The organism is Curtobacterium sp. MCBD17_019 (assembly GCF_003234555.1).
Classification (GTDB): domain Bacteria; phylum Actinomycetota; class Actinomycetes; order Actinomycetales; family Microbacteriaceae; genus Curtobacterium.
The window spans coordinates 23,611-47,878 of the sequence record NZ_QKTT01000011.1 but is presented as its reverse complement, the minus strand read 5'-3'; the positions used below and the strand labels follow the sequence as shown (position 1 = coordinate 47,878).

Below are 24,268 nucleotides of genomic sequence, written 5' to 3'. Positions count from 1 at the left end.
GCTCGGGATCCGAGAGGGGTTCGAGGACGTGTCGGTGGGCATCAGGCGACGCTCCGGAGTGCTTCTGCCGGGCGGAGCCGGGAGGCCCGCCAGCCGCCGAGGACACCGGCGAGCAGCCCGCCGAGGATCGCCAGACCGATCGCGACGAGGATGATCTCGACGGTGACGGGGGCATGCAGCACGACGTCGGTGGTCGAGGCCGTCTGTCCGCCGCCGAAGCCCCCCGCCCCGCCGAACCCACCCGAGGTCGCACCGGATCCGCTCGTGCCGGCGTTCGCCGCGCCGGTGGCGGCGGCCCCGGGGAACCCGCCGCCGGTGCCGGCGCCGCCACGGGCCCCGTTCGTGCCGGTGCTGGAGGCGCTGGCGGAGATGGTGGGGGCGATGACGTTGATGACGAGGATGCCGACCAGGCCCGCGACGGCTCCGACGACGCCGCCGATGATGCCCTGGACGAACGACTCCCCGGCGACCTGCCGGGTGATGCGGCCGTTGGACCAGCCGATGGCCTTCAGGGTGCCGAACTCGCGGGTGCGGCGGCTGACGCCGGAGATCGTGAACAGGATGGCGATGAGGAACGCGGCGGCGAGGACCACGATCGACAGCCAGGTGCCGAGGTTCGACACGAGGCTCGACGCGGTCGAGAGGGACCCGGACACGCTCGATGCGAGGTCGGCCTCGGTGGAGACGGTCGCCTTGGTGAGCTTCTTCTCGAGCGCGGTCTTGATGCTGCTGACGTTCGAGGACGAGGCCGCGGAGACGTAGATCGTGGTGACCTTGCCGGTCTCGCTCGAGAGCTTCTGTGCGGTGTCGAGCGGGATGTACGAATCCGACGCGGTCGCGGAGTCGGACGACGTGGACGCCACGATGCCGACCACGGTGAACGTCGTGTCGCCGATCGAGATGGTGTCGCCGACGGTCTTCGACTGGCTCTTGGCGTACGTCTTGTCGAGCACGACGACGTCCTTGCCCGCGTCCGAGGACCGGAGCGCCCGCCCCTTCGTGAGCTTCGCGCTCGTCAGCGGGCCGACCGTGCTGCTGCTCGTCGGGATGCCCGTGACCGTGAACTCGTCGATGCTGAAGTTCCCGCCGCCGAACCCGCCGCCCTGACCGCCCGTCGGCGCCTGACGCGTGCCGGACGAGCCGGACGAGCCCGACGTGCCGGAGGACGAGTCCTGTCGCTGGGCGATGGAACCCGAGAACGTGCTGTTCGTGAGGTTCAGCACCCCGGACGCGGCGGACACGCCGGCCGTGGAGGTGACCGTCGTCACGGTGCTGTCCGACATGGCGGTGGTGCCGCGGGTGACCGACAGCCGCGACTTCGACAGCTTCGTGGTGCCGTCGCTGCCGGTGGCACCGCCGCTCTGGCCGAAGCCGAAGCTCGGGCGGCCGCCGTCCGTGGTGGCGCTCGCGGTCTGGGTGACCGTGATGTCGGTGCCGACGCCGTACACGGACTGCAACACAGTGGACTGCGCTGCCTTCACGCCGCTCGAGATCGACGACACGATGATCACGAGCGCGATGGCCAACGCCATCCCGATCGCGATGATCACGGTCTGCTTCTTGCGGTTCGTGAGCTCGCGCCTGAGGTAGGTCAGGAACATGGTTCTCCTCGCAGGGGCCGGCGGGGAACACCGTCATGCTGTCGCAGGACGGGGCCGACGAGGAGACCGTAGGGAGGGGTGCTGTGCGCGGAGTTGCCCGCTCCTATGGGATTCCCCAGTGCGGTCGACCTCGGCTCAGCACCTCACCGGACGAGACCGGACGCCTGCGCGACCGAGGGGACGGCCGGGCCGGGGAACACGTCGAGGACGAAGTCGTCCTCCTCGTGGTGCACGAGCGGTGACCGGGGCCAGCGCGCGCGGAGGCGGGCGTGCACGGCGTCGCCGTCGAGCCCAGCGTCGCCGATCGGGTGGCGCCAGTGGCATGCGACGAGGACCCCGTCTGGGTCGAGGGACCGGAACACCCGCTCGACCGTCGTTCCGAGGTCGGCGGCGCTCAGGTCGTGGCCGACCTCGGACAGCACGACGAGGTCGAAGCGCCCGTCCGGCCACTCCTGGGGGACGGTCATGCGGAGGAACGTCGCGCGCGGTGCCGTGCGGCGGGCCTGCTCGAGGGATGCCCGGGCCATGTCGACGCCGAGCACCGCGTCCGTCCGCTCCGTGAGCTCACGGGTGAGGAACCCCGTCGCGCAGCCGATCTCGAGCGCGGACCGCCAGCGCTCACGCGGGAGCGCCGCCATCGTGACGGCCCGCTTCCGGCGCTCGTACCACTCGTGCTCGAAGTCCCGGCCGTCCGGTCGGCGCGCGGAGTGCGCCTCGGAGGACGCGCGGGTCCGCGAGCCGGACCCGTCCGGCGACGGCTGGTCCGCCGGTCCGGCCTCGCCCCCGCCCGGTGCGGGGGTCGTCCTGGGGTCCTCCTCGGCGGGTGCTGCCGTGGTTCCGGGCTCCTCCTCGGCGGGTGCTGCCGTGGTTCCGGGCTCCTCCTCGGCGAGTGCTGCCGTCGTTCCGGGCTCCTCGATGCTCGGCCGCTCGGTGGCGGCGATGCGGAAGAAGACCTCCTCCGCGCGCGTGAAGTGCTCGAGGTGACGGAGGTCGACGATCGCCTCGTCGCCCGGGGCGTCCGAGAGCGCGCCGACCTGCGACGCGTACATCGTGAGCGCGATGAACTTCCGCTCACGCAGCGCGGGCGGGACCGGGAGGGCCGTGACACGGTCCCACGGACCGCTCGCCGACGCGGGGTCGTCCCAGTGCCACATCCAGATCGGGTACTCGACGAGCGTCACGCCGTCGTGGGCGGCGGCGGCCTCCTCGGCCACCTCGCCCGCGGCGCGGTGGTCGCGGTCACCGTCACCCGTCCACGGCGCCGCGAGGAGGGTCGGGGTCGGCATGCCCGCGAGGACGTGGTCGAGCGCGTCACGCAACGTCGAGCGGTGCTCGCGGAGCTCGCCGTCCGGCAGGCGGACGCGGGTGGCGCGGATGTCCGGCTGGAGCACCTGGAGCGCCGTCGCGAACTCGGACTCGCGGAGCGCGGCGAGCCGCTCGGGCGTGGTCGTCGGGGAGTCCGGGTGCGACCGCTCGCCGCGCGTGGCGAGCAGGACCCGTGCCGGCAACCCGAGTTCGGCGGCCGTCGCCAGCAGCCCCCCGGCGGCGAGGGTCTCGTCGTCCGGGTGGGGTGCGAGCACCACGACCGACGCGATCCCGTCGAGGTCGAGCCGCTCCGTCGTCCGCTCCGCGAGGAACGTCGTCCACGACGCGGGGTCGGTGCCGGGCTCCCGGTGGTCGAAGCTCACCATGTCAGTCCTCCTCGGTCGTGTCGGACGGGTGGTGCGCGGACGGCGCGGCGGTCGGGTGGAGCACCCTGCCACCGTACGCACGGAGGAGCGGCTGCGCCGCCGCCCGACAGATGTCGGGGATGCCGACGCCATCGCATCCACAGGCGGTCCTCCGGTCCTCCTCAGACTGCTCATAGGCGAGTCCAGATACTCGGAAGACGTGACCATCTCCCAGCCCTCAGCCGCTCCCCGTCTCACCCGTGCCGACGGCTCGCCGTTGCGCATCCTCGTCGTCGACGACGAGTCCAGCCTGACCGACCTGCTCTCCATGGCCCTGCGGTACGAGGGATGGGACGTCACGAGCGCGAACGGCGGTCAGGACGCCCTGGCCAAGGCCCGCGAGTTCCGGCCGGACGCGATGGTGCTCGACGTGATGATGCCGGACCTCGACGGCCTCCAGGTCCTCAACCGACTCCGGCAGAACAACGACGACACCCCCGTCCTCTTCCTCACCGCGAAGGACAGCGTCGAGGACCGGGTGAGCGGGCTCACGGCGGGCGGCGACGACTACGTCACGAAGCCGTTCAGCCTCGAGGAGGTCGTGGCGCGGCTTCGCGGACTGATCCGACGGTCGCAGATCAGCATCGCCGAGGCCGGTGACTCCACGATCACCGTCGGCGACCTCGTGCTCGACGAGGAGTCGTACGAGGTGCACCGTGCCGGTCGGTCGATCGAACTCACCGCCACCGAGTTCGAGCTCCTCCGCTTCCTCATGCGGAACCCGCGACGCGTGCTCTCGAAGGCACAGATCCTCGACCGCGTCTGGAGCTACGACTTCGGTGGCAAGTCGAGCGTGGTCGAGATCTACATCTCGTACCTGCGCAAGAAGATCGACGCGGGCGAGACTCCGATGATCCACACGGTCCGCGGCGTCGGCTACGTCATCAAGCCGACGTCCTGACCGACGGGTGACCACGCCCGGACCGCCCCGACGAAGGCACCTCCACCCATGACGCTCCGTCGACGCCTCGTGCTCAGCATCGTCGCCCTCGTCGTCGCCGTGAGCGCGGTGATCGGCGCGGGCAGCATCATCGCGCTCGCGACCATCCAGACGACGAGCATCGACTCGCAGATCGAACACGCGACGGACCGGGCGCAGAGCCACCTGAACCAGGGCGGCGGCGGATTCGGAGGCGCGCCTCCCGACGACCTCGCCCGACCGGCGGGTCAAGCGGCCGGCACGCTCACGGCCGTGTACCTCAACGGGAACCGTGTCTTCAGCACGATCATCCAGGAGAGCGGCTCCATCAAGCAGCTCACCGCGGGCCAGGCGCAGACGCTCGCGCAGGCGACCGTGGGGAACGGGGCGCAGACCGTGCGCCTCGGGGGCAGCGTCGGTGACTACCGGGTCGCCGCGGTCGCGACCACGAACGGCGTGCTCGTCGTCGGCCTGCCGATGGCCCCGGTCTACGCGAGCATCTGGAACCTCATCTGGGTGGTCGTCGTCGTGATGGTCGTCGCGCTCGTCGCCGCGAGCCTCGTCGCCACGTACGCCGTCCGCCGTTCCCTGCGCCCGCTCGAACGCGTCGCCGAGACCGCGACGACGGTCGCGCGCCTGCCGCTCGTCCGGGGCGACCAGCTCGCCGACGTGCGCGTGCCGCAGCAGGACACCGACCCGCGGACCGAGGTCGGGCGCGTCGGCACCGCCTTCAACCGCATGCTCGGCCACATCGGCGACGCCATGCGTGCCCGTGAGGCCAGCGAGGACAAGGTCCGGCAGTTCGTCGCCGACGCGTCGCACGAGCTCCGGACCCCGTTGGCCTCCATCCGCGGGTACGCCGAACTGACGCGGCGCATGTCCGTCGACCTGCCCGACGACGTCGTGTACGCCATGAGTCGCGTGGAGGCCGAGTCCGTCCGGATGACCGGGATGGTCGAGGACCTGCTGCTGCTCGCCCGACTCGACGAGGGGCGCGAGATCCAGTTCGACGACGTCGACCTGACCGGGCTCGTCCTCGACGCCGTGAACGACGCGCACGCCGCCAGTCCCGGCCATCTCATCGACGTGGACGTGCCGGACGAGCCCGTCGTGGTGCTCGGCGACGCCGCACGGTTGCACCAGGTGGTCGTCAACCTCGTCACGAACGCCCGCACGCACACCCCGGACGGCACCCGGATCACGGTCGGGATCGCGACCGGGCCGGAGGGGGTGGACCTGACCGTCCGCGACACCGGACAGGGAATCGACCCCGCGTTCCTGCCGAAGATGTTCGAGCGGTTCGCGCGTGCCGACAGCTCGCGGAGCCGGACCGCCGGATCGACCGGCCTCGGGCTCGCGATCGTCGACGCGGTCGTCCAGGCCCACGGCGGCGTCGTGTCCGTCCGGAGTGTCCCGGGCGACACGGTGTTCACGGTCCGTCTGCCGGCGGTGCCGTCGAGCCCGGACGACCTGCGCCGATCGGGAGTCGCCGCGTCGGGCGCGTGAGCGGTCGTCCGCCGGTTGTGGCCCTGCGGCGGGACTGGTACGCTTTCGGAAGCCAAAGACCGCCGGTTGCCGCCGTGCCTGCACAGTTCCCACTGTCGCTGGTGTGGTGGCCGAAGGTCCTCGTCCGACGAGGCAGCCCGCGCAGGTGTTCCGAACCGCTCACACGCCTCGCGTGGGTCCAGCTCCGAGCCTCTGCGCCGGAGCTTTTTTCGTGTTCGGGACCGGGGGCTGCCGGCACAGACCCTAAGGAGAGCCATGGCGAACAAGGAAGCTGCGGTCGCCGAGCTGTCGGATCACTTCCGCAACTCGAACGCCGTCCTGCTGACCGAGTACCGCGGTCTCACGGTTGCCCAGCTCAAGCAGCTGCGGACTGACATCCGCGAGCACGCCACGTACGCCGTGGTGAAGAACACGCTCACGAAGATCGCTGCCAACGAGGCGGGCATCTCGTCGTTCGACGACGAGCTGGCCGGTCCGTCCGCGATCGCCTTCGTGCACGGTGACACCGTCGCCGTCGCGAAGTCGCTGCGTGCATTCGCCAAGGCGAACCCTCAGCTCGTGGTCAAGGGGGGGTACTTCGACGGTAACCCCCTGACCGCTTCTGAGGTGGACAAGCTCGCCGACCTCGAGTCGCGGGAGGTGCTGCTCGGCAAGCTGGCCGGCGCCTTCAAGGCATCGCTGTTCGGCGCCGCGTACCTGTTCAACGCGCCCCTCTCGCAGGCCGTCCGCACCGTCGAGGCACTGCGCGAGAAGCAGGAGTCCGCAGCCTGATCGGGCCTGCGGTAGACAACCACACCACGTAGCAAGGAGAGAACAATGGCCAAGCTGTCCCAGGACGAGCTCATCGACGCCTTCAAGGAGCTCACGCTCATCGAGCTCTCGGACTTCGTCAAGAAGTTCGAGGAGGTCTTCGAGGTCACCGCCGCCGCTCCCGTCGCCGTCGCCGCCGCTGGTGGCGCGGGCGCCGCCCCGGCCGAGGAGGTCGAGGAGAAGACGGAGTTCGACGTCGTGCTCGAGTCCGCCGGCGACAAGAAGATCCAGGTCATCAAGGAGGTGCGCGCCCTCACGAGCCTCGGCCTCGGCGAGGCGAAGGCGCTCGTCGACGGTGCCCCCGCGAACGTCCTCGAGGGCGTCAACAAGGAGACCGCCGACAAGGCCGCCGACCAGCTCAAGGGCGCTGGCGCGACCGTCACGGTCAAGTAAGACCCGTCGGTACCGCTCGCACGGAGGCCGTCGTCCCCTCGGGGACGGCGGCCTCCGTCGTTCCCCGGCAATGCACCGCCCGTCGTCGCCGGGCGCCACACGCGCGCTCACCGACGGTGCGACGGCGCCCGTCCGCGTCGGCGCGCGCGACTACCCTGGACCCTCATGACGAGGATCGCGCCGTGAGCCGGATGGACGCCGTCGCCGGCGGCGGTGGCATGCGGGGCGGCGGCGGGGGCGGACCCATGCGCGGCAACCGGATCTCGAGCGGCGACCCGGACGCCCAGCGGGCCATGAACGCGGCAGCGCCGAAGATCCCCGACCTGCTCGGTCGCATCGCGGGGCTGTTCCGGCCGCATCGGACGGCGATCATCGGGACCGTCGTGCTCGTGCTCCTCGGGGCGGCGCTCAGCGTGATCCCGCCGCTGCTCACCCAGAAGGCGTTCGACCTCGGGCTCTTCCCCCGGTCCGGACATCCCGACCTGCCCGTGCTCGGATGGCTCGTCGCGGGCATGGTCGCGCTGTGGATCGCGTCGGCGGGGCTCGGCGTCTGGCAGACCTACCTGACCGCGACCGTCGGCAACCGGGTGATGGGTGCCATGCGCACGCAGCTGTTCGGTCACCTGCAGCGCATGGAACTCGCGTTCTTCACGCGCACGAAGACCGGTGTCATCCAGTCGCGCCTCCAGAACGACGTCGGTGGGGTCGCGAGCGTCCTCAACAACACCATCTCGTCCGTCCTCGGCAACACCGTGACCGTGATCGCCGCCGTCGTCGCGATGGTGCTGCTCAGTTGGCAGATGACGATCGTCGCGGTCGTGCTCCTGCCGCTGCTGGTGATCGCGCAGCGTCGCGTCGGCCGGGTCCGCGCCCGCATCGCCGCCGAGACGCAGGAGTCCCTGTCGGACATGACGGCGATCACCCAGGAGGCCCTGAGCGTGTCGGGCATCCTGCTCGCCAAGAGCTTCAACCGCCAGGGCGCCGAGATCGACCGGTACGAGGCCGAGAACCGCAACCAGATCCGCCTGCAGGTGCGTCAGCAGATGTCCGGGCAGTGGTTCTTCGCGATCGTGCAGATCTTCCTGTCCGTGATCCCGGCGATCATCTACCTCGTCGCGGCCTGGCTCATCGTCGGTGGTGTGCCCGTCACCGCCGGGACGATCGTCGCGTTCACCACCGTGCAGTCGCGGCTCTTGTTCCCGACGGTCGGGTTGCTCCGCGTCGTGCTCGACCTGCAGACGTCCGGGGCGCTGTTCGCGCGCATCTTCGAGTACCTCGACCTGCGGCCGGCCATCACCGACCCGGCGGATCCCGTCCCCGTGGACGAGTCACGGATCGGCGCGCTCGCGTTCGAGGACGTCACGTTCGTCTACCCGGACGGCGACCCGGACGAGCCGACGCTCCGTGGGCTGTCGTTCGACCTCGAGCCCGGACGTTTCGCCGCGTTCGTCGGACCGTCGGGCGCCGGCAAGACCACGATCTCGTACCTCGTGCCCCGGTTGTACGACGCGACGACGGGCACGGTCCGGTTCGCTGGCACCGACGTCCGCGCGATCGCGCAGGACGACCTGGTGCGGCACGTCGGCGTCGTGAGCCAGGAGACCTACCTGTTCCACGCGACGATCGCCGACAACCTCCGCTACGCCAAGCCGGACGCGACCGACGACGAGCTCCGCGCGGCCGCCCGTGCCGCCAACATCGACGCGACGATCCAGTCGTTCCCCGACGGCTACGCGACCGTCGTGGGGGAGCGCGGCTACCGACTCTCCGGCGGCGAGAAGCAGCGCATCGCGATCGCGCGCGTCCTGCTCAAGGACCCGCCGGTGCTCGTGCTCGACGAGGCGACGAGCGCGCTCGACTCCATCTCGGAGCGGGTGGTGCAGGACGCCCTGGACGCGGCCGCCCGCGGTCGGACGACGATCGCGATCGCGCACCGGTTGTCCACCGTGCGGGACGCCGACGTCATCTTCGTCGTCGATCACGGCCGGATCGTCGAGCGCGGCGACCACGAGGAGCTCCTGGCACTCGGCGGTGTCTACGCGGCGCTGCACCGTCAGCAGAACGAGCCGGTGGTCGCCGCTGCCCAGGGCGTCGAGGCCTGAACGCAGGGCCTCAGCAGGCGCGGCGCCGCGGGAGACCCGTGCGACGTCCGCTGCCGGGGGCGTTCGCCGACCTGCCAGGTCATGCGGCAGGGGCACGACGTACACTCGATGACCGTGCGCTACGCCAACTCCGTCATCGACCTGGTCGGGAACACCCCGCTCGTCCGCCTCAACTCGGTGACGGCGGGGATCGCCGCGACCGTCCTCGTCAAGGTCGAGTACTTCAACCCGGGTGGCTCGGCCAAGGACCGCATCGCCACCCGGATCATGGACGACGCCGAGGCGAAGGGGCAGCTCGGACCGGGCGGCACGATCGTCGAGCCCACGAGCGGCAACACCGGCGTCGGTCTGGCGCTCGTCGCCCAGCAGCGTGGGTACCGGTGCGTCTTCGTCCTCCCCGACAAGGTCGGCGAGGACAAGCGCAACGTCCTCACCGCCTACGGTGCCGAGATCGTCATCACCCCGACCGCCGTGCCGCCGGAGCACCCCGAGTCCTACTACTCGGTCTCCGACCGCCTGGTGCAGGAGATCCCCGGCGCGTTCAAACCGAACCAGTACGCCAACCCGAACGGGCCGCGCAGCCACTACGAGACGACCGGCCCCGAGATCTGGCGGGACACCGACGGGACGATCACGCACTTCGTCGCGGGCGTCGGAACCGGCGGCACGATCAGCGGGACGGGACGGTACCTCAAGGAGGTCTCGGAGGGCGGCGTGCGCATCGTCGGTGCGGACCCCGAGGGCAGCGTCTACTCCGGCGGCACCGGACGCCCGTACCTCGTCGAGGGTGTCGGTGAGGACTTCTGGCCGCCCGCCTACGACGGCAGCGTCGTCGACGAGGTCATCGCGGTCTCGGACGCGGAGTCGTTCGCGATGACCCGCCGCCTCGCCCGCGAGGAGGGCCTGCTCGTCGGTGGCTCCAGCGGCATGGCCGTCGTGGCCGCCCTCCGTGCCGCGCGCGACCTCGGACCGGACGACGTCGTCGTCGTGCTCCTGCCGGACGGGGGCCGTGGCTACCTCGGCAAGATCTTCAACGAGCGCTGGATGCGCTCGTACGGATTCGTCGAGACCGAGGACGAGCGCACGGTCGGCGCACTCCTGCAGGCCAAGACCGGCGCCCTGCCGGACCTCGTGCACGCCCACCCGTCGGACACCGTGCGCGACGTCATCGACATCATGAAGACGTACGGGGTCTCGCAGATGCCGGTGCTCTCGGCCGAGCCGCCCGTCGTCATCGGCGAGGTCGTCGGCGCGATCGAGGAGCAGGAGCTGCTCGAGGCCGTGTTCACGGGCGCGGCCCGCATGACCGACTCGCTGTCGGCCTCGGTCGGCGACCCGCTGCCGATCATCGGCATCGGTGAGTCCGTCACGGCTGCCCGCCGTGCGCTCGAGGACACGAACGCCCTGCTCGTCGTCGAGGACGGCAAGCCCGTCTCGGTCGTCACCCGCCACGACCTGCTCGCGTTCCTGTCCGCGTAGCCGTTCCCGGCCCCGCTGGGCAGCCCCGCCGTGGAGCCGTCCGACCATCCACCCCGCCGTCATCACCAGGAGTCACCCCATGGCCGAGTTCTCCACCCGCGCGATCCACTCCGGGCAGGAGCCCGACGAGCGCACCGGTGCGGTGGTCCCGCCCGTGTTCCTCACCTCGACGTTCGTGCAGGACGGCATCGGGCGGATGCGCAACGGGTACGAGTACTCACGGTCCGGCAACCCCACACGTGACTCCCTGCAGGAGCAACTCGCCGACCTCGACGGCGGCGTCCGGGCGTTGTCGTTCTCGTCCGGCCTCGCCGCCGAGGACGCCCTGCTCCGCGCCGTCCTCGCGCCGGGCGCCCACGTCGTGATGGGCAACGACGTCTACGGCGGCACCCACCGCCTCGTGAACCGCCTGCACGTGCCGTGGGGGGTCGAGCTCACCACCGTCGAGATGAGCGACCTCGACGCGGTGCGCGCCGTCCTCCAGGCAGGGGAGCCCGGCCGCACGGTGGTGCTCTGGGTCGAGACGCCGACGAACCCCCTGATGAAGATCGTCGACATCGCCGCGCTCGCCGCGATCGGGCACGAGGTCGGCGCACTCGTCGTCGTCGACAACACCTTCGCGTCCCCGTACCTCCAGCAGCCGCTCGCGCTCGGTGCCGACGTCGTCGCGTACTCCACCACGAAGTACCTCGGTGGCCACTCGGACGTCGTGGGCGGTGCGATCGTGCTGCGCGACGAGGAGCTCGCCGAGCGCGTCGGCTTCGTGCAGTTCGCCGCAGGAGCGATCTCCGGGCCCATGGACGCCTGGCTGACGACCCGGGGCATCAAGACGCTGGCGGTCCGGATGGAACGGCACTCGGCGAACGCGCAGGCCGTCGCCGAGGCGCTCGTCGGGCACCCGGCGGTCGAGCGGGTGTTCTACCCGGGCCTCGAGTCCCACCCGGGTCACGGGATCGCGGCGAAGCAGATGCGCGGGTTCGGCGGCATGCTGTCGGTCGCGCTGACAGGTGGTCCGGAGGCCGCACGCCGGTTCGCCGAGTCCACCGAGGTGTTCCAGCTCGCGGAGTCGCTCGGTGGTGTCGAGTCGCTCATCGGATACCCGAGCGAGATGACCCACGCGTCGGTCAAGGGCACCGAGCTCGCGGTGCCCGAGCACGTGGTCCGCCTGTCGGTCGGCATCGAGGACGTCGCCGACCTCGTGGCCGACGTCGAGCAGGCCCTGACGCGGTGACCATCCCGCCCGGGCGCGCGGCGATGCCGGGGCGCGCGGGCATCCTGGGACGCGGATACGTCCTGCCGACCGTCGGCATGGTCGCGATCGTCGCCGTCAGCGCGTTCCAGAACCTGGCGATGGCCACGATCATGCCGGTGATCAGCCGCGACCTCGACGGCGAGGCGCTGTACTCGCTGGCCTTCGCCGCGCCGCTCGCCGCAGGGGTGCCGGGCATGGTGGTGGCCGGCACCTGGGCGGACCGGTCGGGGGCACGCGTGGTCACGATCGTCTCCGCGCTGCTCTTCGCGCTCGGCACGGCGATCGTGGCCCTGGCGGGGTCGATGCCGGTGTTCCTCGGCGGACGCCTCGTCGAGGGCTTCGGCGCGGGGGCCCTCACGGTCGTGCTGTACGTCATCGTGTCGCGGATCTACCCCGAGCACCTGCACGGACGGATCTTCGCGGGCTTCGCCGGCGCGTGGGTCGTGCCGGGCCTCGTCGGTCCGGCGGCCGCCGGTGTCGTGACGGACACGTGGGGCTGGCACTGGGTGTTCGTCGGCGCGCTCGTCATCGCCGTCGGTTCGTTCGTCCTCCTGCTGCCGAGCCTCCGGCGTCTCCCGGTCCCCGACGTCGCGGACCGACCAGCGTGGCCGGGCCCGCGCATCGCCTGGTCCGCCGTCGCGGCCGTCGCGGTGCTCGGGCTCAACACCGCCCCGGACCTCGCCGGCGCACTCGGGCCCCTCGTGCTCGCCGTCGGACTCGTGGTCGCGGTGGTCGGGCTGCGCCCCCTGCTGCCGGCGGGGACGTTCCGGGTCGCACCGGGCCTCCCGGCAGTCGTCGTGATGCGCGCCGTCGCCGGCGCCGCCTACATGGGCAGCGAGGTGTACCTGCCGTACCTGCTCCAGGCGCACCACGGGTTCAGCCCGTCGGCGGCCGGTGTCACCCTGACCCTGGCGGCGATCAGCTGGGCCGCCGCGAGCTGGGCCCACGGCCGGATCCCGGAACGGGTGCTCACGGCGCGCCGCACCTTCAGCATCGGACTGACGCTCGTGGCGCTCGGGCTGCTCGCCGCGTTCGTCGTCGCCGTCACCGGTGTCCTGCCGGTCGTGATGATCGCCGGCTGGTTCGTGGCGGGTGCCGGCATGGGGATCGTCTACCCGCGGACCTCGATGCTCACACTCCGGCTCAGTGACCGCGCGGACCAGGGATCCGCGAGTTCCGCCCTGGCGATCGGGGACGCCACCGGCGCGGTCGTGGGGCTCGCGATCACGGGCGTCGCCTTCACGGCGTTCGGGGGTCGGGCGGCCACCGTGTCGTTCGCGGTGGTGTTCGGCGCGATGACGCTCGTGGCGCTCGCCGGCCTGGCCCTCGTCCGCCGCGTCGGGCCCGTGCCCGCCCCGCGCGGGTGACGGAGCGGGCGACGCGGCGGTGCCGGCCGTTCCGCCGTGTGTAGCGTGGGGCGCCGGGCGACCAGGGAGGACGTGATGCGGCGGGGCAGGACGGTGGCCGTGGTGACCCGGTGCGTCATCCTCGCCGCGGTGGTCGCGGTCGGGCCGGCCGCCTGCGCGGCGGAGGACGGTACGACCCCGACGCCGGTGCGGAGCACGGACCTCACGGGAGCCGACGGCGGGTTCGACGAGCACGCGCGCGTCGCCGTCGTGGTGCCGGCGGGCGCATCCTCCAGCGGCACGCGCGGAGCCAGGGCCGACGCGACCGCCGACGCGACCGCCGACGCGACCCCCGGCGCGACGCAGCCCGGCGCGATCGCCACACCCACGCCCGGACTCGACGGGGCCTTCCGATCCGCGCTCACTGCATCCGGCTACGTGCCGGACGTGCGCATCGCCTCCCGTCCGGACGCGCAGTCCGCGGCGATCGTCGCCGCGGCGATGGCCGGGGCGAAGGTGGTCGTGGTCGAAGCGGTCGACCCGACGGCGTTGGCCGCGGCGGTCCAGCGCGCGCAGGACGCGGGCGCGGTGGTGGTCGCGATCGGGGAACCCCTGCGGAAGGGGGGCGCGTCACGGCCGGTCGTCTCGGACTTCCGGCTCCCGGTGGGGAGCAGCGATGCCGACCTCGTCCGCCGAGTGGTCCGGCTCACCGACCGGCTCCAGGAGGGACGCCGCCCGTCCGGGGAGTGAGCGCCGTCGGACCGTCGTCCGGCGACGGGCATCCGTGGCACGCTCCGGCTGGTGGCTGGTGGCTGGTGGCTGGTGGCTGGTGGCTGGTGGCTGGCGGCTGGCGGCTGGCGGCTGGCGGCTGGCGGCAGCTGGCGGCAGCTGGCAGGGGCCCGGATCGCTCTGGGCGTCCTCCCAGCCGTGCTGCCCACCGATCGCATCGTCGCCTGCCTCCGCGCGGCGCGGCGCTGTGCGTCCGCTCAGGGTCCGGACCACGCCCGGGGCACGGCGACCGTCCCGCGATGTGCTGACTGTCCTGCCGGGGACCCCCCAGATTAGGGTCAGCACACGAATCTCCTGGAGCTCCCTGGGTCTCCTGGACAACGGTCAGAGAGGACAGTAGTGCCAACTCCCAAACTCACCCCTCATCGACGAGTCCTCGTCGGTGTCATCGCCGCGGCGTGCGTCGCCGGCACCTCGCTCCTCGCCGCGGCCCCCGCCAACGCGGCCACCCGTGCGCCGCTGGGCAACTCCGTCCCGTCGTGGGCGACCCACGCGAACGACAGCGGGACCGTCGCCGCCGACACGAGCGTGGAGGGCGAGGTCTACCTGCCGCTCCGCGACCTGGCCGGGGCGACCGCCCTCGCCACGGCGGTGTCGACGCCCGGCAACCCGCAGTACCGCACGCCGCTGTCGCCGGCCGCGTGGATCGCGAAGTACGCGCCCACCAAGGCCGACGTCGACCAGGTGACGAGCTACCTGCGCGCGCAGGGCCTGACGATCTCGGGCGTCCCCGCGAGCCACCAGTACGTGGTCTTCCGCGGTCCCGCTGCCACGGTCCAGAGCGTCATGGGCACGACGCTCCACGAGTACCGCCACGACGGTCGCTCGCTCGTCGCGCCGTCCTCCACGCCGTCCCTGCCGACCGCGATCGCGGCGAAGGTCTCCGGTGTCAGCGTCGACCAGGGCCGGTTCACCACGCGTCCCGAGATCGTCGGCCAGGGGCAGACGCCCGCCGCCACCACACCGTCGCACGTGTTCGCTCAGTCGACCACGGCGCCGGCCGCGGTGAACGCGCAGTGCTCGGCCTACACCGGGCAGCACACCGCGACCGTCCCGGCCGCGTACGGCACGACCACCGTCGACACCTTCAACTGCGGCTACATCCCGTCGCAGCTGCGGTCCGCCTACGGTGTCTCGGCGCTCGAGGCACGGGGCGTCCAGGGCCAGGGGCAGACCGTCGCGATCATCGACGCGTACGCGTCGCCGACGATCATCCACGACACGAACACCTACTCGGCCAGCCACGGTGAGCCCCAGCTGACGAGCAGCACGTTCTCGCAGAAGATCCCGTCGGTGTCGCAGTTCACCGACCAGGAGGCCTGCGCGGAGCCGAGCGGCTGGCAGGGCGAGGAGACGCTCGACGTCGAGTCCGTGCACGCGGTCGCGCCCGCGGCGTCGATCCTGTACGTCGGTGGCACGAACTGCGGCGGGGGCCTGGACATCGCGATGTCCCGGATCCTCGACGGCGGCCTGGCCGACATCGTCAGCAACAGCTACGGCAACACCGGCGAGGACGTCCCGCTGTCGACCCTGCAGGGCGAGGAGAACATCCAGCTGCAGGCCGCCGGCGAGGGCATCGGCCTGTACTTCTCGAGCGGTGACAACGGCGACGAGACGGCGGCCCTCGGGCAGCCCGAGCCGGACTTCCCGGCCTCGTCCCCGTGGGTCACGGCGGTCGGCGGGACGAGCCTCGGCATCGACGCGGCGGGTCGCAAGGCCTACGAGACCGGCTGGGGGGACACGCTCGACAAGATCGTGTCGACGAACGGCACGGACTCCTACGCGGCACCGCTGCCCGGCAACCTGTTCGGTGGCGGCGCGGGTGGCGGTGCGAGCACGTACTTCGCCCAGCCGAGCTACCAGAAGGGCATCGTCCCCGCCGGTCTCGCGAACGGCAAGCGCGTCTCGCCGGACCTCGGGGCGCTGGCCGACCCGTACACCGGGTTCTCGATCGGCATCCGCCCGATCAAGGACGACAGCACGCTCGCCGCGGCGGCCTACGAGACCGAGACCTACGGTGGGACCTCGCTCGCGTCGCCGATCACGGCGGCCCTGATGGCGCTCGTCCAGCAGACGACCCACTCGCGGATCGGGTTCGCGAACCCGACGCTCTACGCGGTCGACCGCGTGGCCCCGTCGCTGTTCAACGACGTGACCCCGCCAGCCTCGCCGATCGCGCTGGCGTACACGAGTGCCACGAGCGGGAACAGCTACCTGGTCACGCTCAACACGGACACGTCGCTCACGACCGCGCGCGGCTACGACGACGTCACCGGCCTCGGCTCGGTGTCGTTCGACCTGCTCACCGCGCTCGCGAAGGCGAAGGTCTAGTCGACCGGTCCGACGCACCGCCGCGGGTGCACGAGACGCCGGGTCCCCACGAGGGGCCCGGCGTCTCGCCGTTCCGGCCGGGAGGCCCGGAGCGCCCCGTCAGGCGACCCGCGGGCCTGGCGGGGTCAGCGCCACCAGGCGGGGAGGGACGCGGTGATCGTGTCGACGAGCGCCTTGCGTGACCGCCGCGGACCGGCGACCCAGACGGTGATCGCGCCGACGAACCCCTGTGCGACGAACCCCGCGGCGACGTCGTGGAGGACCTCGGGCCGGTCCTCGGGCGCCATGCCGGCGATGTGCGCGACGCACGACACCCGGAAGTGCTCGGCGAGCAGCCGATGCAGCGAGGCGTCGTTCGGGTCGGGGAGTGCCCACCGGTAGATCTCGCGGTGCGCGACGATGTGCTCGACGACGGCGCTGATGCCCCTGCGGGTGATCGTGCTCGGGTCGGCGCCCGGGACCTCGCGGAGCGCGGCGTCCTCGTCGCGGATGCTGTCGAGCTCGGGCGTCAGGACGTCGGCGAGGAGCGAGCCGGGGGAGACCGCGTGGGAGTAGAAGGTCGCGCGGTTGATGCCCGCGGCGCGCGTGACGTCCGCGACGGTGATGGCCGACACCGGCCGGTCGGCTGCGAGCCCGAGGATGGCCCCACGCAGCGCCGCCGTGGTGTGCAGGATCCGCGCGTCGACCATGGTCATCACCCCTCTGTGGACGCCCCGACGCTACCAGGAGGGCGGGTCGCGGGGCCGGTTCGCGCACGGGCGGCGCCGATGCACGCAGAAGCGCGGCCCGCCGTGCGCGGGCCGATGCGGACCCGTAGCATTGGTCCCGGACCCGAATCGATTCGACCGGCGACCACCCCTCACCCCGGAAGGCCCTCCTCCCCGTGACCGCCCCTGCCACCGGCGCCCTGACCGTCGTCCACCCCGGCGACGCTCTGCGTCGCTCCCAGCGCCTCGTCTACGTGGTCGTCCTCGGCGCGCTCACGGCGCTCGGGCCGTTCACGATCGACCTCTACCTGCCCGCGTTCCCGTCGCTCGAGCGTGCCTTCGACATCAGCGCCGGAGCGGTGCAGCTCACGCTCACCGCCACGACGGTCGGCTTCGCCGTCGGCCAGCTCCTCGTCGGGCCGTGGAGCGACCGCGTCGGGCGGCGGCTCCCGCTCATCCTCGCCACGTCCCTCCACATCGTGGCCTCGGTGGCCGCGTCCCTCGCGCCGAACCTCGAGACGTTGGCCGTGCTCCGGTTCCTCCAGGGGATGGGCGCCGCGGCGGGCGTCGTCGTGGCCATGGCCATGGTGCGCGACCTCTTCGGGGGCATCCCGCTCGTGCGCATGCTGTCCCGGTTGGCGATGGTGAACGGGCTCGCCCCGATCCTGGCCCCGCTCATCGGCTCGCAGATGCTGCGCGTCGTCGACTGGCGTGGGGTGTTCGTGTTCCTGGCCTGCTACGGGGCGGTGGTGATCATCGCGATGATCAGCCTCATCGTCGAGACGCTCCCGCGCGAGCGCCGCCACGACGTCGGACACGCGTCGGTACGGGACCGGTACCGCGCACTGTTCTCGGACCGGGTGTTCGTCGGCGTCGCGCTCATCGGAGCGATGGTGTTCAGCGGCCTGTTCTCGTACCTGTCGGCGTCGCCGTTCCTGTTCCAGCAGGTGTACGGCCTCAGCACCCAGCAGTACGGCGTCCTGTTCGCGGTCAACTCGTTGGGCGTCGTGATCGGCGTGCAGGTGTCGTCGCGCCTCGCACGGCGCGTCGGCCCGCAGTGGATCCTCGCCTGCTCCACCGCCGTCCTGCTCGTCAGCGCCGTCGCCATCGCCGTGTTCGACTCCGTCGGGGTGGGGCGCGCGGGCGTGTTCGTGCCCCTGTGGTTCTTCATCTGTGCGTGTGGGTTCTCGTTCCCGCAGATCCAGGTGCTCGGGCTCGCAGCCCACGGCAAGGAGGCCGCGACGGCGGCGTCACTGCTCGGCGCGATGAACTTCGGCGTGGCCGGCATCATCTCGCCGGTCGTCGGCCTGCTCGGCATCGGCTCCGCCGTGCCCATGGCCGAGGTCATGGCCGCCACCGCCGTCGTGGCCGTGTTCGTGCTCTGGTTCGTGGTCCGGCCGCGCACGGTGCCGGCGCTGTCGCACTGACCCCGGATCCGCACCGCCGAGGGTGCGGCCCGACGTCAGTGAGCGATGCGTCCCGCGGTCTCCGCGACGAGCGCCAGGACGACGAGCGACCCGACCCCGACCGCGATCGCGAGGATCGCCATCGGCCGCTCGTACCAAGCGCGACTCTGCGGGTACAGGCGGTGGAACTCCCGCAGCGGCATGGGCTTGGTGAGCTCCGTGACCCGTGCGTCCAGTGCCTCGGCGAGGTGCCCGAGCGCCGTGTCGTCCCACAGCACGCCCCGCATCCGGAAGAGCGGATGCCCGGACTCGGTCAGCGCGACGAGCTGGCGGGTCGTGCGGTCCACGGACGGACCGAACGTCGTCGCGAGCACGACCCGGTGCACGTGCGCACGGTCGAGCACGACGCGTGGTCCGAGCAGCCCGCGCATCTCGACGTGGTGCGAGCCGACGCCGGCGTACACCGTGCGGAACCGGACCACGAGCAGCGAGGTCAGCACCGCCGCGACGACCGCGACGGTGCCCACCGGCGCGACGAACCCGAGCGGGAACGACACCCACACGAGCGCGACCGCGAGTGGCACCGCGGAGAACAGGATGCTCAATGCGGTGCTCCGCAGGAACGCCCCGCTCGGCCGCACCACGAGGTGCGCCCTCCCCGGCGTCGCCCTGACGCGTGCCGTCGTCTCCCCCACGGATGCTCCTCGCCCCTCACGGTCCGGCGGCCACCGGGAGCCGTCCCGGTGGTCCGACGCGACGCCCCTGCCGCTGCCGGATCTCGGCCGTCACCGGTGACGGAGCGGCCTGCGAGCGTCAGCCTAGGGCCTGACCCCCGCGCCGTCCCAGCGTTGTGGGGGTGATCTGCGGATCCCCGCGACGTGGGGTTCGACCGGGTCCGGCAGGTGGGGGACCCGGAGCTCCGGTGCGGGCGGTGACGGGCCTCCCGGGCGCGCCACGCGAGGGGAAACGGACGGGAATCGACGGTCGATCGTGGCGGAGGATGGGGGATTCGAACCCCCGAGGGCTCGCACCCAACACGCTTTCCAAGCGTGCGCCATAGGCCACTAGGCGAATCCTCCGGGCGTCGCCCTGTGGCGACGACACCCCATGGTACAGGTCCGGAGGCGGGCCGACGACCGCGGCACCGCGCCCTGGGGCGGCACCCGGCCCCCGGTCCTATCCTGGGGAGGTGTCGACCCGCATCTACATCACGTCAGCAGAAGGGCACACCGGCAAGAGCACCGTGGCCCTCGGGGTGCTCGAGACCCTCGCGCGGACCGTCGGCCGGGTCGGCGTCTTCCGGCCCGTGGCGCGGTCGACCGCCGAGCGGGATTACGTCCTCGAGCTGCTGCTCCAGCACACATCGGCGGGCATCGACTACGACGACGCCGTGGGGGTGACCTACGAGGACGTCCACGCGGACCCCGACGGGGCGCTCGCCACCATCGTGAACCGGTTCGCGCTCGTCGAGCGGCAGTGCGACGCGGTCGTCGTCGTCGGTTCCGACTACACCGACGTCGGCAGCCCGACCGAGCTGTCGTACAACGCGCGCATCGCGGCGAACCTCGGCGCACCGGTCCTCCTCGTGCTCGGCGGGCGGAGCAGCTCCGAGCGCGGCGCCCGGACCGGCGACGACGTCCGACAGATCGCGGAGTTGACCACGAGCGAACTCCGCGCCGCCCACGCGTCGTTGCTCGGGGTCGTCGCGAACCGCACCGCGCCGGAGCGCATCGACGAGGTCGTCGCCGGCATCCGCAGTGCGATCGCGACAGAGCACCCGGGCACGCCGGTCTGGGCGATCCCCGAGGACGCCGTGCTCGTCGCCCCGACGGTACGTGCCGTGCTCGCCGCGACGGACGCCACCCTGGTCAGCGGTGACGAGGCCCTGCTCGACCGCGAGGCCCTCGGCACGGTGGTCGCCGCCATGAGCATGGAGAACGTCCTGCCCCGGCTCATCGAGGGCGGGATCGTCGTCGTCCCGGGCGACCGCACCGACGTCCTCATCGCGACGCTGCTCGCGAACGACTCGGAGACGTTCCCCTCGCTCGCCGGGGTCGTCCTCAACGGCGGGTTCGAGACGTCGCCGCAGATCCAGCGCCTCCTCGAGGGTCTGTCGAGCACCCTGCCCATCGCCCGCAACGGGCTCGGCACCTACGACACGGCGCTGCGGATCACGCAGACCCGGGGGCGCCTCGCGGCGGACTCGCCGCGCAAGACCGACCTCGCCCTGTCGCTGTTCGAGCGGCACGTCGACGCGGACGAACTCCTCGCCCGGCTCGAGGTCGGACCGTCGTCCGTCGTGACGCCGCTCATGTTCGAGCACGGTCTGATCGACCGCGCTCGGGAGCTCCGGAAGCGCATCGTCCTGCCCGAGGGGGACGACGACCGGATCCTCCGGGCCGCGTCGACGCTCCTGCAGCGCGACGTCTGCGACCTCACGATCCTCGGGGACCCGACGGCGGTCCGCACCCGCGCGGCCGAGCTCGGGCTCGACCTCGACGCCGCCGACGTGGTCGACCCCTCCGCCGAACCGCTCCGTGAACGGTTCGCCGAGGAGTACGCCCGTGTCCGCGCACACAAGGGCATGACCGTCGAGCTGGCGCGCGACCGGGTGACGGACGTGTCCTACTTCGGCACGCTCATGGTGCACCTCGGCCTCGCCGACGGCATGGTGTCCGGAGCCCGGCACACCACCGCGCACACGATCCGCCCCGCGTTCGAGATCATCAAGACCCGGCCCGACGTGTCGATCGTGTCGAGCGTGTTCCTCATGGCGCTCGCCGACCGCGTCCTCGTGTACGGCGACTGCGCCGTGGTGCCGGACCCGACCAGCGAACAGCTCGCGGACATCGCGACGTCCAGCGCGGCAACCGCGGCGCAGTTCGGCATCGAACCGCGCGTCGCCATGCTCAGCTACTCGACCGGGGACAGCGGATCCGGGGCGGACGTCGACAAGGTGCGGGCCGCCACCGCGTTCGTCCGCGAACGGCACCCCGAGCTGCTCGTCGAGGGCCCGATCCAGTACGACGCCGCCGCCGACCCCACCGTCGCCCGCGCCAAGATGCCGGACTCGCCGGTCGCCGGCCGCGCGACGGTGTTCATCTTCCCGGACCTCAACACCGGCAACAACACGTACAAGGCCGTGCAGCGGTCCGCCGGCGCGGTCGCGATCGGGCCCGTCCTGCAGGGGCTGCGCAAGCCGATCAACGACCTGTCGCGCGGCGCACTCGTCGGGGACATCGTCAACACCGTCGCGATCACCGCCATCCAGGCCGGGACCAGCGCCGAACCCAGGAAGCAGGCATCGTGACCACAGCACTCGTCGTCAACTCCGGATCGAGCTCCTTCAAGTACCAGCTCATCGAGCTCGAGGGGGAGCGCATGCTCGCGTCCGGGCTGGTCGAGCGCATCGGGGAGTCCTCCGGCGCCACCAAGCACACGAACGCCCTGACCGGCAAGTCCACCTCGAACGACGACGCCCACGTGCCGGACCACGCCGCCGGGTTCCGCGCGATGCTCGACGCTTTCGCCGCCGTCGGACCCTCGTTCGACGACGAGCCGCCCGCCGTCGTCGGCCACCGGGTCGTCCACGGCGGCACCGACTTCGACCGCGCCACCGTCATCACGCCCGAGGTCGAAGCGCGGATCGACGCCCTGTCCGCCCTCGCACCGCTGCACAACCCGGCCAACCTCGAGGGGATCCGGGCCGCACAGCACGTGTTCGCGGACGTGTCGCAGGTCGCCGTCTTCGACACCGCGTTCCACCAGACCATGCCGCCGGAGGCCTACACGTACGCGATCCCGGCGGACCTCGCCCAGCGCTACGCGATCCGGCGGTACGGCGCGCACGGGACGAGCCACAAGTACGTGTCCGAGCAGACCGCGGTGTTCCTCGGCCGCCCGCTCGAGCAGCTCAAGACGATCGTCCTGCACCTCGGCAACGGGGCGTCCGCCGCCGCGATCGACGGAGGGCGCAGCATCGAGACGTCGATGGGCCTGACGCCGCTCGAGGGGCTCGTCATGGGGACCCGCTCGGGCGACCTCGACCCCGCGATCCTCATCCACCTGCACCGCGAGGCAGGCATGTCCTTCGAGGACCTCGACACCATGCTCAACAAGCAGTCGGGCCTGCTCGGACTCACCGGGAACGGGGACATGCGGGACGTCCAGAGCGACGCGTCCGAGGGCGACGACCGGGCGGAGGCGGCGCTCGCCGTCTACCGGCACCGGATCCGCCGGTACGTCGGCGCGTACACCGCCCAGCTCGGCGGCCTCGACGCCGTCGTGTTCACGGCGGGTGTGGGCGAGAACAACGCGCTCCTGCGGCGCCGGGTCCTCGCCGGGCTCGAGCACCTGGGGATCGAGGTCGACCACGACCGCAACGACCTGCACTCCAGCCGTGCGCGGCGGATCTCGACCGACCGCTCCCGGGTCGCGGTGCTCGTGATCCCGACGAACGAGGAGCTGGAGATCGCGCGGCAGTCCGCCGCTGTGGCACTGCACTGATCTGCCGGGCTCGCCCGGCGTCCGCGTCAGCGTCGTGGCGCCGCCGGCGCGTCCCCATGATTTCCAGCGCGCGCCGCTGCTGCCGCCCGGGCTGATGCGGGCCGTGGCGCGCCGCCGCCTCAGAGCGCCGCGAGCGCTTCGTGGATCGGCACGTCGCCCGACGTGAGCTCGAACTGGCGACCGATCGCGGCACCCGCGAGCAGGGCCTCCAGGACGACCGCCGCGACGTCGGCCCGCGAGACGGAACCACGGGGCACCTCGGTGCCGGCGCGGACGGTGCCCTGGCCCGGGGTGTCGAGGAGACCTCCGGGACGCACGATCGTCCACTGGAACCCGCGTGCGCGGATGTTCGCGTCCGCCTCCGCCTTCGCTCGCAGGTAGACCTGGAACACCGCGCGGTCGTCCGCGGCCGGCAGGACCGCCGTGGCCGGGTCGTACGAGTCGGCGCCCATGGCCGAGATGAGCACGTACCGCGGCACCGAGACCCGCGAGGCGGCGTCGGCGAGCAGGATCGCGGCGTCGCGGTCGACCGCGAACTTGCGTTCGGCACCGCTGTTCGGTCCGGCGCCCGCCGCGAACACGACGGCGTCGGCCTGCTCGAGGTCCACCGCCAGGTCGTCCTCGTCCATCTGCTCGAGATCCCGGACGATCGCGGTCGCGCCGGTGGCCTCGACGTCGGCGACATGCGCCGGGTTGCGGACGATCCCGACCGCGTCGTGTCCCGCCTGCGTGATGAGCCGTTCGAGCAGCAGGGCGATCTTGCCGTGTCCTCCGGCGATGACGATCTTCATGCCTCCACTGAACCGCCCGCGGCTGAGTGCGCGTCGATGAACGGGCGAGGCGTCCGCTAGACTGTCGGCGGCTCCTCACGTGACGCCATCCAGGCCAACTCCCCCAGGGCGGAAACGCAGCAAGGGCAACCGGGCTCTGGCGGGTACGTGGGGAGTCTTCTCGTTCCTCCGCCGCCCGCTGGAACCGGTCGATCACGGTTGCTCGGAGGCCGCTGCAGGGGACCGGTGGCGCTGTCCGGCGTCCGGCGCGGACCGCCACGGCCGGCACCGACCCCCCGTTCCCCGAGTCCGGTCCGCGGTGCGCGTCCGTCGGATCAGTTGCGGCCGCTGGGCAGCGGCGCGGACGCGGCCCTGACACGCATGAGGGAGCGGCGGACGAGGATGACCCGAACATCGTCGTCCGCCGCTCCGAGGGGCCGGGGCGGCGATGACCCGAACACCGACGCGCCCCGGCTTCCGGGGGCCGAGGCTCCCGGAGCCCGCGATCAGGCGCTCGTCGTGGTGCCGTTCCGAGCCCGGCCAGCCGTCTGCGCCACGGTGGTCCGGACGATCGTCCGGCGCAGCGTGCACGACAGCGTCAACCGCTCGTTCATGAGCTCG

General features: G+C 72.1%; 18 protein-coding genes, 1 tRNA gene and 1 other RNA gene. 14 read left to right on the top strand and 6 right to left on the bottom strand.

Translation table 11 applies throughout. The features are described from left to right. Positions 1-41: 41 nt before the first annotated feature. Both DEI82_RS11195 and DEI82_RS11190 read right to left on the bottom strand, forming a co-directional pair. The gene (locus DEI82_RS11195; protein WP_111036804.1) at positions 42-1,601 is read right to left on the bottom strand and encodes an ABC transporter permease; all 1,560 of its coding nucleotides are present in this window, start codon (positions 1,599-1,601) and stop codon (positions 42-44) included. Positions 1,602-1,744: 143 nt separating this feature from the next. Then, positions 1,745-3,292, bottom strand: coding sequence for a bifunctional PIG-L family deacetylase/class I SAM-dependent methyltransferase (locus tag DEI82_RS11190; RefSeq protein ID WP_181435190.1), 1,548 nt, complete (start codon positions 3,290-3,292; stop codon positions 1,745-1,747). 199 nt (positions 3,293-3,491) lie between these two features. Here DEI82_RS11190 and DEI82_RS11185 point away from each other — a divergent pair, with 199 nt between their 5' ends. From DEI82_RS11185 to DEI82_RS11135, 10 genes are all read left to right on the top strand, one after another. After that, positions 3,492-4,232: a response regulator transcription factor gene (locus tag DEI82_RS11185; RefSeq protein WP_111009454.1), complete on the top strand. Its 741-nt coding sequence runs from the start codon at positions 3,492-3,494 to the stop codon at positions 4,230-4,232. A gap of 48 nt (positions 4,233-4,280) precedes the next feature. Further along, positions 4,281-5,756, top strand: a complete 1,476-nt coding sequence (locus DEI82_RS11180; protein WP_111036802.1) for a cell wall metabolism sensor histidine kinase WalK — start codon at positions 4,281-4,283, stop codon at positions 5,754-5,756. A gap of 255 nt (positions 5,757-6,011) precedes the next feature. Further along, a complete protein-coding gene (gene rplJ, locus DEI82_RS11175) occupies positions 6,012-6,527 on the top strand; it encodes a 50S ribosomal protein L10 (protein ID WP_111009456.1) in 516 nt (171 codons plus the stop codon). Positions 6,528-6,572: 45 nt separating this feature from the next. Next, a complete protein-coding gene (rplL, locus tag DEI82_RS11170; RefSeq protein ID WP_111009457.1) occupies positions 6,573-6,959 on the top strand; it encodes a 50S ribosomal protein L7/L12 in 387 nt (128 codons plus the stop codon). Positions 6,960-7,150: 191 nt separating this feature from the next. Beyond that, the gene (locus tag DEI82_RS11165) at positions 7,151-9,061 is read left to right on the top strand and encodes an ABC transporter ATP-binding protein (protein WP_181434864.1); all 1,911 of its coding nucleotides are present in this window, start codon (positions 7,151-7,153) and stop codon (positions 9,059-9,061) included. A gap of 114 nt (positions 9,062-9,175) precedes the next feature. Continuing rightward, the gene (locus tag DEI82_RS11160) at positions 9,176-10,540 is read left to right on the top strand and encodes a cystathionine beta-synthase (RefSeq protein ID WP_111027063.1); all 1,365 of its coding nucleotides are present in this window, start codon (positions 9,176-9,178) and stop codon (positions 10,538-10,540) included. A 79-nt stretch (positions 10,541-10,619) separates the two neighbouring features. Beyond that, a complete protein-coding gene (locus DEI82_RS11155; RefSeq protein WP_111036801.1) occupies positions 10,620-11,771 on the top strand; it encodes a cystathionine gamma-synthase in 1,152 nt (383 codons plus the stop codon). Next, positions 11,768-13,159 (top strand): MFS transporter, encoded by a 1,392-nt coding sequence (locus DEI82_RS11150; RefSeq protein ID WP_111036800.1) that lies wholly within the window; start codon positions 11,768-11,770, stop codon positions 13,157-13,159. The genes DEI82_RS11155 and DEI82_RS11150 overlap by 4 nt, the downstream gene beginning before the upstream one ends. Positions 13,160-13,234: 75 nt before the next feature. After that, positions 13,235-13,888, top strand: a complete 654-nt coding sequence (locus DEI82_RS11145) for a substrate-binding domain-containing protein (protein ID WP_146242898.1) — start codon at positions 13,235-13,237, stop codon at positions 13,886-13,888. A 378-nt stretch (positions 13,889-14,266) separates the two neighbouring features. Next, positions 14,267-16,258, top strand: coding sequence for a protease pro-enzyme activation domain-containing protein (locus DEI82_RS11135; protein ID WP_258372043.1), 1,992 nt, complete (start codon positions 14,267-14,269; stop codon positions 16,256-16,258). A gap of 125 nt (positions 16,259-16,383) precedes the next feature. On the opposite strand, the gene DEI82_RS11130 is transcribed toward DEI82_RS11135, so the two are convergent. Further along, the gene (locus DEI82_RS11130; protein ID WP_111009461.1) at positions 16,384-16,953 is read right to left on the bottom strand and encodes a TetR/AcrR family transcriptional regulator; all 570 of its coding nucleotides are present in this window, start codon (positions 16,951-16,953) and stop codon (positions 16,384-16,386) included. 188 nt (positions 16,954-17,141) lie between these two features. On the opposite strand from DEI82_RS11130, the gene DEI82_RS11125 reads away from it, so the two are divergent. Continuing rightward, a complete protein-coding gene (locus DEI82_RS11125) occupies positions 17,142-18,392 on the top strand; it encodes a multidrug effflux MFS transporter (RefSeq protein ID WP_111009462.1) in 1,251 nt (416 codons plus the stop codon). A gap of 35 nt (positions 18,393-18,427) precedes the next feature. On the opposite strand, the gene DEI82_RS11120 is transcribed toward DEI82_RS11125, so the two are convergent. Together DEI82_RS11120 and DEI82_RS11115 are read right to left on the bottom strand one after the other, a co-directional pair. Continuing rightward, complete coding sequence (locus DEI82_RS11120) at positions 18,428-19,066, bottom strand: hypothetical protein (protein WP_111013522.1); 639 nt, start codon at positions 19,064-19,066, stop codon at positions 18,428-18,430. A gap of 296 nt (positions 19,067-19,362) precedes the next feature. Further along, positions 19,363-19,450, bottom strand: a tRNA-Ser gene (locus DEI82_RS11115). A 110-nt stretch (positions 19,451-19,560) separates the two neighbouring features. Here DEI82_RS11115 and pta point away from each other — a divergent pair. Together pta and DEI82_RS11105 are read left to right on the top strand one after the other, a co-directional pair. Further along, a complete protein-coding gene (pta, locus tag DEI82_RS11110) occupies positions 19,561-21,681 on the top strand; it encodes a phosphate acetyltransferase (protein ID WP_111036798.1) in 2,121 nt (706 codons plus the stop codon). Next, complete coding sequence (locus DEI82_RS11105; RefSeq protein WP_111036797.1) at positions 21,678-22,877, top strand: acetate/propionate family kinase; 1,200 nt, start codon at positions 21,678-21,680, stop codon at positions 22,875-22,877. Before pta ends, DEI82_RS11105 begins: the two co-directional genes overlap by 4 nt. 119 nt (positions 22,878-22,996) lie before the next feature. Here the strand turns inward: DEI82_RS11105 and DEI82_RS11100 are convergent, their stop codons facing one another. Next, the gene (locus DEI82_RS11100; protein ID WP_111036796.1) at positions 22,997-23,668 is read right to left on the bottom strand and encodes an SDR family oxidoreductase; all 672 of its coding nucleotides are present in this window, start codon (positions 23,666-23,668) and stop codon (positions 22,997-22,999) included. A gap of 66 nt (positions 23,669-23,734) precedes the next feature. Here DEI82_RS11100 and ffs point away from each other — a divergent pair. Next, an RNA gene (ffs, locus tag DEI82_RS11095) (signal recognition particle sRNA small type) lies at positions 23,735-23,831 on the top strand. Positions 23,832-24,268 lie beyond the last annotated feature (437 nt).